Origin of the sequence: Herbaspirillum hiltneri N3 (assembly GCF_001267925.1) — a bacterium.
Taxonomy (GTDB): domain Bacteria; phylum Pseudomonadota; class Gammaproteobacteria; order Burkholderiales; family Burkholderiaceae_D; genus Herbaspirillum; species Herbaspirillum hiltneri.
In genome coordinates this window covers 3,263,206-3,276,038 of the sequence record NZ_CP011409.1, presented here as the reverse complement: position 1 = coordinate 3,276,038, position 12,833 = coordinate 3,263,206, and the positions used below count along the sequence as shown (strand labels likewise).

13 protein-coding genes are annotated in these 12,833 nt (G+C 60.5%); 7 read left to right on the top strand and 6 right to left on the bottom strand.

What is annotated here, in order from left to right; all coding sequences use genetic code 11:
• Positions 1–7: 7 nt before the first annotated feature.
• Complete coding sequence (locus tag F506_RS14920; RefSeq protein WP_053198674.1) at positions 8–925, bottom strand: LysR family transcriptional regulator; 918 nt, start codon at positions 923–925, stop codon at positions 8–10.
• A gap of 152 nt (positions 926–1,077) precedes the next feature.
• Here F506_RS14920 and F506_RS14915 point away from each other — a divergent pair, with 152 nt between their 5' ends.
• The 3 genes from F506_RS14915 to mmsB all read left to right on the top strand — a co-directional run bounded on the left by F506_RS14915 (position 1,078) and on the right by mmsB (position 4,822).
• Positions 1,078–2,292: an ABC transporter substrate-binding protein gene (locus F506_RS14915; protein WP_053198672.1), complete on the top strand. Its 1,215-nt coding sequence runs from the start codon at positions 1,078–1,080 to the stop codon at positions 2,290–2,292.
• Between the two features lie 94 nt (positions 2,293–2,386).
• Positions 2,387–3,895, top strand: a complete 1,509-nt coding sequence (locus F506_RS14910) for a CoA-acylating methylmalonate-semialdehyde dehydrogenase (RefSeq protein WP_053198670.1) — start codon at positions 2,387–2,389, stop codon at positions 3,893–3,895.
• A gap of 33 nt (positions 3,896–3,928) precedes the next feature.
• Positions 3,929–4,822, top strand: coding sequence for a 3-hydroxyisobutyrate dehydrogenase (gene mmsB / locus F506_RS14905; RefSeq protein ID WP_053198668.1), 894 nt, complete (start codon positions 3,929–3,931; stop codon positions 4,820–4,822).
• A 209-nt stretch (positions 4,823–5,031) separates the two neighbouring features.
• On the opposite strand, the gene denD is transcribed toward mmsB, so the two are convergent.
• Positions 5,032–6,006: a D-erythronate dehydrogenase gene (gene denD / locus F506_RS14900; protein ID WP_053198666.1), complete on the bottom strand. Its 975-nt coding sequence runs from the start codon at positions 6,004–6,006 to the stop codon at positions 5,032–5,034.
• A 121-nt stretch (positions 6,007–6,127) separates the two neighbouring features.
• Here denD and F506_RS14895 point away from each other — a divergent pair, with 121 nt between their 5' ends.
• Positions 6,128–6,952, top strand: a complete 825-nt coding sequence (locus F506_RS14895; protein WP_083457913.1) for a FadR/GntR family transcriptional regulator — start codon at positions 6,128–6,130, stop codon at positions 6,950–6,952.
• 129 nt (positions 6,953–7,081) lie between these two features.
• On the opposite strand, the gene F506_RS14890 is transcribed toward F506_RS14895, so the two are convergent.
• The 3 genes from F506_RS14890 to F506_RS14880 form a co-directional block, all read right to left on the bottom strand.
• Positions 7,082–7,657 carry an elongation factor P gene (locus F506_RS14890; RefSeq protein WP_053198665.1) on the bottom strand — a complete coding sequence of 192 codons (576 nt, stop codon included), beginning with the start codon at positions 7,655–7,657 and terminating at the stop codon, positions 7,082–7,084.
• A 143-nt stretch (positions 7,658–7,800) separates the two neighbouring features.
• Complete coding sequence (earP, locus tag F506_RS14885) at positions 7,801–8,982, bottom strand: elongation factor P maturation arginine rhamnosyltransferase EarP (RefSeq protein WP_053198664.1); 1,182 nt, start codon at positions 8,980–8,982, stop codon at positions 7,801–7,803.
• A gap of 153 nt (positions 8,983–9,135) precedes the next feature.
• A complete protein-coding gene (locus F506_RS14880) occupies positions 9,136–9,927 on the bottom strand; it encodes an SDR family NAD(P)-dependent oxidoreductase (RefSeq protein ID WP_053198662.1) in 792 nt (263 codons plus the stop codon).
• 93 nt (positions 9,928–10,020) lie between these two features.
• Between F506_RS14880 and F506_RS14875 the strand changes: the two genes are divergently transcribed.
• From F506_RS14875 to F506_RS14865, 3 genes are all read left to right on the top strand, one after another.
• Entirely contained in the window at positions 10,021–10,998 is a 978-nt protein-coding gene (locus F506_RS14875) for a bifunctional helix-turn-helix transcriptional regulator/GNAT family N-acetyltransferase (RefSeq protein ID WP_053198660.1), read from the top strand.
• 146 nt (positions 10,999–11,144) lie between these two features.
• Positions 11,145–11,570, top strand: coding sequence for a MarR family winged helix-turn-helix transcriptional regulator (locus F506_RS14870; RefSeq protein ID WP_327063277.1), 426 nt, complete (start codon positions 11,145–11,147; stop codon positions 11,568–11,570).
• Positions 11,571–11,807: 237 nt separating this feature from the next.
• On the top strand, positions 11,808–12,233 hold the full coding sequence (locus F506_RS14865) for an organic hydroperoxide resistance protein (RefSeq protein ID WP_053198656.1): 426 nt from the start codon (positions 11,808–11,810) through the stop codon (positions 12,231–12,233).
• Between the two features lie 100 nt (positions 12,234–12,333).
• Here the strand turns inward: F506_RS14865 and F506_RS14860 are convergent, their stop codons facing one another.
• Complete coding sequence (locus F506_RS14860; protein WP_053198653.1) at positions 12,334–12,831, bottom strand: DUF2867 domain-containing protein; 498 nt, start codon at positions 12,829–12,831, stop codon at positions 12,334–12,336.
• Positions 12,832–12,833 lie beyond the last annotated feature (2 nt).

Sequence of the window (12,833 nt, the reverse complement as noted above, 5' to 3'; positions counted from 1 at the left end):
CGCGTTCTCATTTGATCCACGTCATCTGACGCGACTTCCCCATCAAAAATTCCTTGTTCGGCTCCATACAGTCGCGCAGGTAGCTCCATAAGGCCGACACCCGCGCCACGTGCCGCTGTTCACTGGCGGCCACCAGCCAGAACGAGCGCTTGATTTCGACTTCATCGGGCAGCACCGGCACCAGGTCGTCCGACTGCTGGGCCAGGAAGCAGGGCAGGATCGCCAGCGCCTGGCCGCTGCGTGCCGCCGTGTATTGCGCGATCACGCTGGTGCTGCGGAAGGCGCGAAAAGCCTCGGGCGCGATGTTCTCCTTGTAGCGCAGTTCTTCGCTGAACACCAGATCGTCAATATAGCCGATGAAGGCATGCGACTCGAGATCGTCCACGCTGCGCACGGGCGGATGGCCGTCGAGATAGGCCGGTGTGGCGTACAGCTTCAGGGCATAGTCCGCCAGTTTCGTGACAACGTAATTACCGCTGACCGGCCGCTCGATGGTCACGCTGATGTCGGCCTCGCGCTTGGACAGATTGACGAATCGCGGCATCGGCAGCATGTCCACCGAGATGTGCGGATTGCGCGCGCAGAAATGCGCGATGTGCGGCGCCAATACGAAGGTGCCGAAGCCCTCCGTCGCGCCCAGGCGCACCTGGCCCGACAGCAGCCTGTTATGGCCGCCCAGTTCTTCGGCGGCGGCGTAGACGGTGCTTTCTATCTTCTCCGCGTATTCCACCAGCCGGTAGCCGTCGGCGGTCAGGCTGTAGCCGTGATTGTTGCGGTCGAACAGCTGACTGCCGACCTGATCTTCGAAGCGCTTGATGCGCCGCGATACGGTCGAATGATCGATGCCGAGTTTCTTGGCGGCATCGACCAATCCCTGGCTGCGCGTAAGCTCGAGAAATACCCGCAGGTTGTCCCAATCCAGCATCTTGTCTCCATTGTGCATTTTTGTCATGTCTTTGCAATTATGCAAAAGGCTTTTGAATTATTGGTTATTGTAACGATATTAACGCACATGCAAAATGAACCTCGAAATCGCCACAGAGCAATTTCATAAAAATATATAAACGAGGAGACTCCATGCAAAAGAATATCCGCGCCGGCCTGGCCGTCGCAGCGCTTTCCCTGACCTGTATTTCCGGCGCCGTCCAGGCGCAAAACTCCGACACCGTCAAAATCGGCATCCTGACCGACATGTCCGGTCCGTACTCCGCCATGGGCGGCCAGGGTTCGGTGGTCGCAGCCAGGCTGGCGATCGAGGATTGCCTCAAGGCCGAATGCAAGGGCATGAAGATCGAAGTGCTGTCAGCCGACAACCAGAACAAGCCCGACGTCGGCGTGACGCGCGCACGTGAATGGCTGGACCGCGACAAGGTCGAGGCAATCGCCGACCTGACCAATTCGTCGGTGGCGCTGGCTGTGCAGAAGCTGATCAAGGAAAAGGGCGGCATCGCCATGTATAGCGGCCCGGCCACCGGCGCGCTGACCACTGCCGAATGCGCGTCCAATGGTTTCCACTGGATGTTCGACACCTATTCGCAAGCGGCCGGTGCGGCTGCTGCGCTGACCAAGCTGGGCAACAAGTCCTGGTATTTCGTCACGGTTGACTACGCCTTCGGCCACTCGCTGGAGAAGGACGCCTCCGACGTCGTCAAGGCCAACGGCGGCACCGTGCTGGGTTCGGTCCGTCATCCGCTGAACGCTTCCGACTTCTCGTCCTTCCTGCTGCAGGCGCAGGCTTCCAAGGCCCAGGTGATCGGCCTGGCTGACGGCGGCACCGACGTCGTCAACGCGATCAAGCAGGCGCGTTCGTTCGCCGTGGGCGGCAAGGATCAACGCCTGGTGGCGCTGCTGGTGTTCCTGTCCGATGTCCATGCACTCGGTCTCGATGCCGCCCAGGGCCTGGTCTACACCGACGGCTTCTACTGGGATTACGACGAACAGACGCGTGGTTTCTCCAAGCGTTTTGAAGCGCAGTTCAAGAACAACAAGCCGACCATGGTGCAGGCCGGCGTGTATTCCAGCGTGTACCACTTCCTGAAGGCGCGCGCCGCCGCCAAGACCGCCGACTGGAAAGTCGTCTCGCAAAAAATGCGCGAGATTCCGATCAGCGACGTCGTCATGCGCAATGCCTCGATCCGTCCTGATGGCCGCGTGATCCACGACATGTACCTGTACCAGGTCAAGTCGCCGGCTGAATCGAAGGCGCCCTGGGATTACCTGAAATTGCTGTCGACCATTCCTGCGCAACAAGCCTTCCGTCCGATGGACGCGGCTTGCCCGCTGGTCAAATAAGTTTTTCCGGGAGTCGTGTTTTACCTGCCAACCATCTCCGACGCGGGTTTGACACGATTGCCGGTTCCTTCTACATCACTATGGAAAATGCATCATGAGCCAAGCCAACATTCCTAACGTTCCCCTCTACATCAACGGCGAACACGTCCAGTCGACTTCGAAAGAATGGCGCGACGTGCTCAATCCGGCCACGCAGGAAGTCGTCGCGCGCGTGCCGTTCGCAACCAAGGAGGAAGTCGATCGTGCCGTCGCCAACGCCAAGGAGGCGTTCAAGACCTGGCGCAATACTTCGCTGGCGCAACGCATGCGCATCATGCTCAAGTTCCAGCAACTGCTGCGCGACAATATCGCGCCGCTGGCCGAACTGATCACGCGTGAGCACGGCAAGACTCTGCCGGACGCCGAAGGCGAAGTCATGCGCGGCCTCGAAGTGGTGGAGCACGCCTGTTCGATCACTTCGCTGCAACTGGGCGAGCTGGCCGAGAACGTGGCCGGCGGCGTCGACGTCTACACCATTCACCAGCCGATCGGCGTGGGCGCCGGCATCACCGCGTTCAACTTCCCGGTCATGCTGCCTTGCTTCATGTTCCCGATCGCGGTCGCCTGCGGCAACACCTTCGTGCTCAAGCCGTCCGAACAGGATCCGACCTCGTCGCTGTTCCTGGTCGAACTGGCCAACAAGGCCGGCCTGCCGCCGGGCGTGCTGAACGTGGTGCATGGCGGTCCTGACGTCGCCAACATGATCTGCGATCATCCCGATATCAAGGCCGTGTCCTTCATCGGTTCGACCAATGTCGGCACCCACGTCTACCGCCGCGCCAGCGAAGCCGGCAAGCGCGCACAGTGCATGATGGGCGCCAAGAACCACTGCATCGTGCTGCCTGACGCACCGAAGGATCAAGCCATCAACAACTTGCTGGGTGCAGCATTCGGCGCGGCCGGCCAGCGTTGCATGGCGAACTCGGTGGTGGTTCTGGTCGGCAAGACCAAGGAATGGATCCCGGAAATCGTCGAGCGCTCCAAGGCGATGAAAGTCGGTCCGGGCAGCGATCGCAAGGCCGATGTCGGCCCGCTGGTTTCCAAGGCCGCCAAGGAACGTGTCGAGCGCCTGATCGGCGTCGGCGTGGAGCAGGGCGCCAAGCTGCTGCTCGACGGCCGCAACTGCAAGGTGCCCGGCAACGAGTCCGGCAACTTCGTCGGCCCGACCGTGTTCACCGGCGTCAAGGCCGGCATGGACATCTACGAACAGGAGATCTTCGGACCGGCGATGTGCATCGTCGAAGTCGACACCCTGGACGACGCCATCGCTTTCATCAACGCCAATCCGAACGGCAACGGCACCTCGATCTTCACCTCGTCCGGTTGGGCGGCACGCAAGTTCCAGAACGAAATCGACGTCGGCCAGGTCGGCATCAACGTGCCGATCCCGGTGCCTGTGGCGTATTTCAGCTTTACCGGTTCGCGCGCTTCCAAGCTCGGCGATCTCGGCCCGAACGGCAAGCAGGCGGTACTGTTCTGGACGCAGACCAAGACCGTGACCGCGCGCTGGTATGCGCCGGATGAAGAGGCCGGCCAGGTCAACACGACCATCTCGCTGAAGTAAGCATCCGCCATTGAACAAGCAGAGGAGAACAACATGAGCGCCGATATCGTTTTCATTGGCCTGGGCAACATGGGCTTGCCCATGGCGCAGAACCTGGTCAAGGCGGGCTATGCGGTCAGCGGGCATGACCTGGTCAAGGCCAGCGTCGACAAGCTGGTCGAGTCCGGCGGCGTCACGGAAGCCGATGCCATGGCCGCCGTGACCAAGGCCAAGGTCGTTATCACCATGCTGCCGGCCAGCAAGCACGTCGAGTCGATCTACCTCGGTGACAAGGGCATCCTGGCTAACATCAGGCCCGGCACCCTGCTGATCGACTGCTCGACCATCGCTCCGGAAAGCGCCCGCAAGGTCGCCGCCGCCGCGCTGGAAAAAGGCTACACCATGCTGGACGCCCCGGTCTCCGGCGGCACCGGCGGCGCCACTGCCGGAACGCTGACCTTCATGGTCGGCGGCACCGACGACGGTTTCGCTCTCGCCCGGCCCTATCTCGAAAAGATGGGCAAGGCGATCTACCACGCCGGCGCCAGCGGCAGCGGCCAGACCGTCAAGGTGTGCAACAACATGCTGCTGGGCATCCTGATGATTGGCACCTCCGAAGCGATCCGCCTCGGCATCGCCAACGGCATGGACCCCAAGGTCTTGTCGGAAGTGATGTCCAAGAGCTCGGGCCGCAACTGGACGCTGGAAGTCTACAATCCTTGCCCCGGCGTGATGGAAAATGCGCCGGCATCGAAAGGCTACGCCGGCGGCTTCGGCGTCGACCTGATGCTCAAGGACCTGGGCCTGGCCGTCGAGAACGCGCTGGCTACCGGCAGCAGCGTGCCGATGGGCGCCTTGGCGCGCAATCTGTACGACATCCACAGCAAGTCGGGATCGGGCGGACTGGATTTTTCCAGCGTGTTCAACATGCTGGCGAAAGCGAAGTAGCGGATGTGAAGGGAAAGTTGTGGCGGGGGAACGGCACAACTTGCAGTCTCCAATTCAGCGCGGATTTATCCGCGCTTTTTTTATGGACGCATGGCAGGCAGCCGCGCGACCGATTCATTTTCTCCAGATTCATCTTCTCGCTTTGCGCCGGAAACAAAAACGGCGCCGTTGTATGAACCGGCGCCGTTTCCGCAGGAAGCAATCGCGGATTACTTCTTCACTTCATCCTCGATATGCGCCTTCACGATGCCGGCGAAATCGCTGTCCGCAGTGAAACCCAGCGCCTTGGCGCGCTTGGCTTCGAAGCTGCCGGGCCAGGAATTGACGATGCGCTTGATGGTTTCGTCTTCCTTCCATTCGATCAGCTTGACGACGTCGGCGCCGGCAACCTGTTCCAGCGCATCGACCATCTGGCGCACCGAGACCGACAGGCCATCGATGCTGAGGAAGCGCGCCAGGCCGAGATCGGCTCCATTGATTTCGTGACCGTGGATCAGGTTGTCGATGGCCTTGCGCGGCGACATCAGCCACATGCGCGTCTCGGGCGCGACCGGACAGACCGAAGGCTGGCCGTTGAGCGGTTCGCGGATGATGCCGCTGGCGAAGCTCGACGCGGCCTTGTTGGGCGCGCCGGGACGCACTGAAATGGTCGGCATGCGCAGCGCGCGGCCGTCGATGAAACCCTTGCGGCTGTAGTCGTTGACCAGCAATTCGCCCATCACCTTTTGTGCGCCGTAAGAACTTTGCGGCATCAGCAGCGCGTTGTCGGGAACTTGCGCCGGCAGGTCGCCGCCGAACACCGCCACCGAGCTGGTGAACACCACGCGCGGCTTGGTGCCGAGCGCACGGGCGCGTTCCAGGATGAGGCGGGTGGCGTCGAAGTTGATCTTCATGCCGAGTTCGAAATCGGCTTCGGCCTGGCCGCTGACAATGGCCGCCAGATGGAAGATCGATTGCGTGTCCCTGGTGATGGCGCGTTCGATCACCGCAGCGTCGGCGATGTCGCCGACCACCGCTTCAATGCGCGCATCGTCGAAGCCTTGCGCGGCCACGACGTCGAGCAGGGTGATGCGGCTGATGGTTTGCTGCTTGCCGTCGCTGCCGGTCAGCTGACCGCGCTTGAGCAATTGACGCGCCAGGCGACTGCCCAGGAAACCGGCGCCGCCGGTGATGACAATATGCATGTGTTCTCCTTTGACCTGCTCGTGCCCCTCGCTGCGGGCTATGAACAGATTGCTGTTTGATTGGGTGAAACTGTAAAGTTGTCATACAACTTTGCGATCAGTGTAAGAAGAAAGCGGTATCATGTCAATCAACATGAAAAATACTCAGCTTTCCAAAACTGTTTCCCGCACCGCACCGTCCGGCGCACCCGATTCCGCCAAGGGGACGCTGGCCGATCGCGTGACCGGCGCGCTGGTCGAGCAGATCCGCCAGGGCGATTTCGCACCGGGCGCGCGCATGCCTTCCGAGAATGAACTGACCGAACGTTTCCAGGTCAGCCGCACCGTCATCCGTGAAGCGATTTCGCGGCTCAAGTCGGAGGGCCTGGTCGGGTCGCGGCGCGGCAGCGGCACCGTGGTGCTGGAGCCGAACAACGCCACCCCGTTCCGGCTCGATATCGATGTGCACGACTCGATCCAGGCAGTGTTGCGCGTGATCGAATTGCGCCGCGGCGTCGAGGGCGAGATGGCGGCGCTGGCGGCACAGCGCCGCACCAAGGCGCAGAACCAACGCATCCGGCAGGCATTGAAGGATATCGACAAGGCGGTACTGGCGGGGCGCGACGGCGTGCCGGAAGACTTCGCTTTCCATGCGGCGATTTCCGAGGCGGCGCACAATCCGCTATACACCTCGCTGTTGCAGTTCCTGAGCCAGTTCCTGCAGGCGGCGATCCGGGTCGCGCGCATCAACGAGGCGCGCCGGGAGGATTTCGGCCAGCAGGTGCGCAACGAGCATGCCGTGATTGCGCAGGCGATCGACGACGGCGACGCCGATGCTGCGCGTGCGGCGGCCTTGCGTCACATGGAGAATTCGGCGCAGCGCATCCAGGCCGCCGATACGGCATTTTGGGCCAGCGAAGGCGGCAAGGCGGCGCGTCGCCTGGCGGAGGCCAAAGGCTTGGAGTAGACGGGAGAGGGGGACGTGGAAGTGAACCGCGCGGGGAATCGCGAGGACGAAAAAAACGCTGCGAAATTCGCAGCGTTTTTTATTGCAGCAAGTCAGGCAAGTGAAGCCTGCCGATGTATCTGACGTTGATCAGTTACGGACGACTTTCTTGTATTCGTTGGTGCGTGTATCGATTTCGATCTGGTCGTCCTGGCTGACGAACAGCGGAACCATCACGACGATCTGATTCGCTTCGATCGCGTTTTCGATCTTGGCTTCCTTCAGGACGTTGCCCGAAGTGTTGCCCTTGACGGCCGGTTCCGAGTACACAACCTGGCGAACGATGGTGGTCGGCAGTTCGACCGAAATTGCCTTGCCGTCGTAGAAGACCGCTTCGCATTCCATGCCGTCCTTCAGGTAGCCCAGGGCGTCGCCCAGGTTTTCGCCTTCGATTTCGAACTGGTTGTATTCGGAGTCCATGAACACGTACAGCGGATCGGCGAAGTAGGAATAAGTCACTGCCTTCTTGTCCAGCACGACCACGTCGAACTTGTCGTCGCCGCGGAAAACGTTTTCCTGCGGGCTGTTGGTCAGCAAGTTCTTCATCTTCCACTTGTAAGTGAAGCCGGTGCGGCTCGAACCGTTGACGTCGGAGCGCAGGACGATCATTGGCTTGCTGTCAACCATAATGATGTTGCCGACGCGAATTTCTTTTGCAAATTTCATAGCGAATATACGTAAAAAGTAGGTTGCGTAAAAATCTTCTGTAGCCTACTGGCAAAAAACACCGCAAGCCCACGTACGATTAGATTGTTGATGCATTGATGCGTAAAAATTAGCCCTATATTTTAACCTATATTTGCGTCGCTTCAGGCTCGTGGCGGAACTGTTTCTGCAAACTTCAGCAAATTCGTCGCCAAATCGCCGTTTTCCAGCAACGTCTGCTCCCATTTCGTGGACAGCCTGGCAATGTCGGGCAGCTCTGCCTCCATATCACGCCATAGCGCGGCAAGGTCGACCGCATCGACAACGTCGCCATCGCCGGCGGCGCCGTTCCAGGCCAGCGTCAGCGCCGTCAGGCTCGCAGTTGCCGCCAGGCAGGTGTTCAGGAAAGCCTTCAACTTGACGTGGTGCAGGTTCTCGTCTTGCGGGTAGATATGCCAGATGAACGGTTTGGCCGCCCATTGCGCGCGGACGAAGGAGTCTTCGCCGCGCACGAAATTGACGTCGCAGGCCCATAGCAGTTTGTCGTAATCGGGCTGCGGCACGAAGGGGATGACGCGCACGGTCAGGCTGCCGCGCGTGGCATGGGCGCCCGCCGTCGATTGCCGGCCGAGAAAATCCGTCACCGCATCGCCGCCGACGCCTTCCGGCACCAGGCAGACGACGGCGCGTTCGCCGGCTTGCCACGCCGCGAACAGCGCGGCGATCGGCGCTTGCGGATAGCAGAAGAGCGATACCTTGAGCGCGTCCATCCCGGTTTCGGTCACGCCGAATTGCGCCAGGAAATCGGCGGCGGCGCGCGGATCGGCCTGGAAGGCCTCGCGCCGCGCAATCAGGCCGGCTTCGACTTGCAGGCCGCCGGTGCGTTTGTTGAATCCCGGAAAGAAGAAATACTTCGTCAACGGCAATTGCGGATGCGGCGAAGGCAGCATGTGGCAGCCTTCCACCCAGGTTTCCGCCGTCAGGCCTTCCAGATTCAGCCACACCGGATGTGGAGTGCATTCGGACATTGCCTTGATATAGCCGGGCGGGATGTCGCAGGCGAAGAATTCAACGACGATGTCGGCCACGTCGCCGGCGGCAAAGACGCCGTTCTGATCGCGCCAGTGCCTGACGATGACGCCCTGAATTTCCTGCGTCTCGCAGTCGGTCGCGACTTCAGGGCAGATCCTGCGGAAGCTCTTCAGGTCGTCGACCCATAAAGTGAGAGCGACGCCGTGTTCCTTTTGCAATTGCCGCGCCAGCCGCCAGCAGATGCCGATATCGCCGTAGTTATCGACCACCTTGCAGAACAGGGCGAGCGAGATGGAGGATTTTGTCGAATGCATTTTTCGGAGGGGGCGGGATGATGGATGGCAAGAAGAAGCGGTATGCAATAAGCGGCATTTTTGCCGCCGCACTCATGCTGGTCCGCATGATACAGGGGATTGGCGGCAGCGAGTGATGGCCTGTTCACGCCGTCGCGTACCGGGACGCCGAGCTCATGATGCGAGGAACCCGCCATCTGCCGCCAGCACATGACCGACCACGTACGATGCCGCGCCGGACAGCAGCCAGAGCACGGCTTCGGCGACTTCCTCCGGTTGCCCCATGCGTTTGAGGGGCAGGCCTGCGGCCACCGCGGACATGTCGGCGATGCCCGATGCGAGCATCATGTCGGTCACCACTCTGCCCGGAGCAATCGCGTTGATGCGAATGCCGTGGGAGGCGTATTCCATGGCGGCCGACCGCATCAGTGAAATCGCGGCGGCCTTGGAGGCGGAGTAGAGCGCAAGCCCGGGATTGGGATTGCGCACGCCGCTGACGGACGTGTTGATGACGATGCTGCCCTTGCCGCGCGCCAGCATGGGCGGCAACTGATATTTCAGGCACAGGAACACGGCGCGGACATTGGCATCGAAGATGGCGTCGTAAACACCGGACTCCTGTGCGTGCAGGGAGGCCCGTCGTTCCTGGCGCCCGGCATTGTTGAATGCCGCATCCAGACGTCCGAATTGCGCCAGTACGGTGTCGATCAGGCGTTGAACCTCGCTTTCCTGCGTGACATCGGTTTGCACATAAAGGCTTTGCGCGCCGGCGGCGCGGCATTCGGCGGCGACGGCTTCTCCCTCCGGGCGACGCCGTCCGGCAATCACGACCGCAGCCGCACCCGCACTCGCCATGCGAATCGCTGCAGCGCGACCGATGCCGCTGCCGCCTCCGGTCACCAATGCGACTTGTCCGGCCATGTTGGAGGGGCTGGCGTGGCATTCCTTTTTCGGCATTGTTTCCATGGCGTTTTCTCCTGAGGGAAGCAAGTCAATCATGATGATTCATCTCGGCATATAGTTGTATAATACAACTATATGAAAAGAGGGACGGAAAATATGCAAAAAGCAGGCTCTTCACCGGATTTTTATTTTGTCGACGGCATCCGCACCGCTTCGCGCCGGATGGTGCGCGAGCTGGGCTTCATGAAATCCACGCTGGCGGCGACCGATTATCCGCCGTCCGCCGTGCACGCCATCATCGAGATCGGTTCGCGCAAATCGATGAGCGCCGCGCAGCTTGCCGAATTCCTCGATCTTGAAAAATCCAGCGTCAGCCGTATGGTGCGCAAGCTGATCGAGGCCGGGGAATTGCAGGAGCAGGCCAGCGACAGCGACGGCCGTGTCAAATGGCTGGCGCTGACACCGCAAGGCCGGCGCACACTGGCTGCCGTCCAAGCGTTCGGCCGCAAGCAGGTTGTCGGTGCGCTCGAACAATTGAGCGCAAATCAGCAGGACGCCGTGGCGCAAGGACTGGGTATCTATGCGCAGGCGCTGGAGGCGCGCCGCTCCGGCAAGGCAATGGAGCAGGCCGGCGAGATTCGCATCGTCGCCGGTTATCAGGCGGGCGTGATCGGCCGCATTGTCCAGATGCACGCCCTGTTCTATGCGCGCAGCGTCGGCTTCGGCAGCTTTTTCGAGAGCAAGGTGGCTGCCGGCATGGCGGAGTTCGTGCCGCGCCTGGATCATCCTCGCAATGGTTTGTGGCTGGCCGTGCAGGGGCAGCGCATCGTCGGATCGGTGGCCATCGACGGCCAGGACTTGGGCGACAACAAGGCGCACCTGCGCTGGTTCATCGTCGACGACGGCCTGCGCGGTGCGGGCGTAGGGCGCCGTTTGATGGATGCAGCGATGGCATTTTGCGATGCGCAGGGATTTGCCTCGGTACAGCTGTGGACTTTCCAGGGACTCGATGCGGCGCGCCGTCTGTATGAGGGCTGCGGATTCCAGCTCAAGGAAGAATGGCCGGGCGCGCAGTGGGGCAAGGAGATGGTGGAGCAGCGTTTCGAGCGCTTGGTCGCGCCGCCGGGCGACTGACTTGCCGATCGGCAAGTTTGTTGTATTTTTAAATCAATGCGGGTTTTTATTTAAATTGCTTGCAATTTAATTTTTGACTATGTATTATTCACTCCATGGCAAACGCAAACACATCGAAGAACGCAGCAGCAATTGATCAGGCCCTGATGCTTGAAAATCAATTGTGCTTCGCCATGTACTCGGCGTCGTTGGCGATGACCAAGGTCTACAAGAAGATTTTGAAAGACCTCGACATCACTTATCCGCAATATCTGGTGATGCTGGTGTTGTGGGAAAAGGACGAAGTCACCGTGTCGGATCTGGGCGGCAAGCTGTTCCTCGATTCGGGTACGCTGACACCGTTGCTCAAGCGCATGGAAGCGATGGGTTTGCTGCACCGCGCCCGCGACACCGAAGACGAGCGTCGCGTCGTGGTCCGGCTCAGCCAGGATGGACGCGCCCTGCGCAAGCGGGCAACGGCGGTGCCGGAACGGCTGATGTGCGCCTTGCCGCCGCTGGAACAAGTCGCCAGCCTGCGTGAGCAACTGAAAGACTTGCGCAAGGGCTTGCTGGAAGACGCTGAAGATTCCTGATTGTCGTTGCGTGATTTTGGTATTTGCAGGAGCGGTCGTATTACGTTTTACTCGTTTATTATTTATATTGTTAGCAATTTTATTGTTTAAAATTTAAATTCCTTGCAGTTTGCATGGTTTGGGATTTAAATGAATTCTTGCCCTGACTTATTTATTGATCCATTACTGATTCATTACTGATCTGATAACCCGATGCTCCCCCCGCATCTTCTTCTGAAACCACCGAAAGGAAACAAAATGAAAATCGAAAAAGCACTCTACCAAGCGACTGCAACTGCAACCGGCGGCCGTGAAGGCTCGGCCAAGTCGTCCGACGGCGTCCTGGACATCAAGCTGACCACGCCAAAAGAACTGGGTGGCGCAGGCGGCAACGGCACCAACCCTGAACAGCTGTTCGCTGCCGGGTATTCAGCCTGTTTCCTCGGTGCGATCAAGTTCGTCGGCGGCCAGGAAAAGATCGCCATTCCTGCTGACACCAGCATCACCGGCACCGTCGGCATCGGCACCATCCCAGGCGGCTTCGGCATCGAAGTGGCGCTGAACATTTCCCTGCCGGGCCTGGACCGCGCGGTTGCGCAATCGGTGATCGACAAGGCGCATCAAGTCTGCCCATACTCGAACGCCACACGCGGCAACATCAACGTGACGCTGACACTGGTTTAAGAACTGAAACAGGTCGCCGGCCGCGATGTGCGACCGACGATGTAAAAAAGCCCCGCCGATCAAACGGCGGGGCTTTTTGTTTTTGCAGGACAAGCGGCGTTCAGCTACGCAAGCTGTTCAGCATCGCCGGCACGATGCACCGGTGAAACGGCATGATCGCGCCGAGATAGGCGCGGCCCAGCAACTGGTTGGTGCGCACCACGGTGGTCAGCGTCAGCTGCGCCGGTGAAGTCGGCGTGGCCGCATCGCGCCGCACCCAGACGCGGAAATCCAGGTGCTTGTCGTCGAAGCCGAGCTGCACCAGATCATCGCTCTGGCTGATCATCGGAAACCCTCCTACGGCACGGCGTACCCCGTCGTCGATCTGCATGTCGGCGGCCCGGAGGCCGAACATCGCCACCGCGCGATTGCGGATCGACAGCAGCAGCGAGATCCAGGACGGTTTGCGGCGGAACATCAGCTCCGCCAGTTGAGCGGCCGACTGGCGCGCTTGTTCATCGCTGAGGGCAATGCTGAACGCATCGGAAAAATCCGCGCCGGGCAAGTCCTGCAGCAGAGCGGCGTCGGTATCGACGAGATGGGCGGAAGGTGTTTTCATCG

Bases quoted from the DNA above. Each gene is read 5' to 3' on its own strand.
- F506_RS14920 (WP_053198674.1), bottom strand. From the start codon at position 925: ATGCTGGATTGGGACAACCTGCGGGTATTTCTCGAGCTTACGCGCAGC.
- F506_RS14895 (WP_083457913.1), top strand. From the start codon at position 6,128: ATGTCAATCAACATGAAAAATACTCAGCTTTCCAAAACTGTTTCCCGC.
- denD (WP_053198666.1), bottom strand. From the start codon at position 6,006: ATGCATATTGTCATCACCGGCGGCGCCGGTTTCCTGGGCAGTCGCCTG.
- F506_RS14880 (WP_053198662.1), bottom strand. From the start codon at position 9,927: ATGGAAACAATGCCGAAAAAGGAATGCCACGCCAGCCCCTCCAACATG.
- F506_RS14890 (WP_053198665.1), bottom strand. From the start codon at position 7,657: ATGAAATTTGCAAAAGAAATTCGCGTCGGCAACATCATTATGGTTGAC.
- F506_RS14875 (WP_053198660.1), top strand. From the start codon at position 10,021: ATGCAAAAAGCAGGCTCTTCACCGGATTTTTATTTTGTCGACGGCATC.
- F506_RS14865 (WP_053198656.1), top strand. From the start codon at position 11,808: ATGAAAATCGAAAAAGCACTCTACCAAGCGACTGCAACTGCAACCGGC.
- F506_RS14915 (WP_053198672.1), top strand. From the start codon at position 1,078: ATGCAAAAGAATATCCGCGCCGGCCTGGCCGTCGCAGCGCTTTCCCTG.
- earP (WP_053198664.1), bottom strand. From the start codon at position 8,982: ATGCATTCGACAAAATCCTCCATCTCGCTCGCCCTGTTCTGCAAGGTG.
- F506_RS14910 (WP_053198670.1), top strand. From the start codon at position 2,387: ATGAGCCAAGCCAACATTCCTAACGTTCCCCTCTACATCAACGGCGAA.
- mmsB (WP_053198668.1), top strand. From the start codon at position 3,929: ATGAGCGCCGATATCGTTTTCATTGGCCTGGGCAACATGGGCTTGCCC.
- F506_RS14870 (WP_327063277.1), top strand. From the start codon at position 11,145: ATGCTTGAAAATCAATTGTGCTTCGCCATGTACTCGGCGTCGTTGGCG.
- F506_RS14860 (WP_053198653.1), bottom strand. From the start codon at position 12,831: ATGAAAACACCTTCCGCCCATCTCGTCGATACCGACGCCGCTCTGCTG.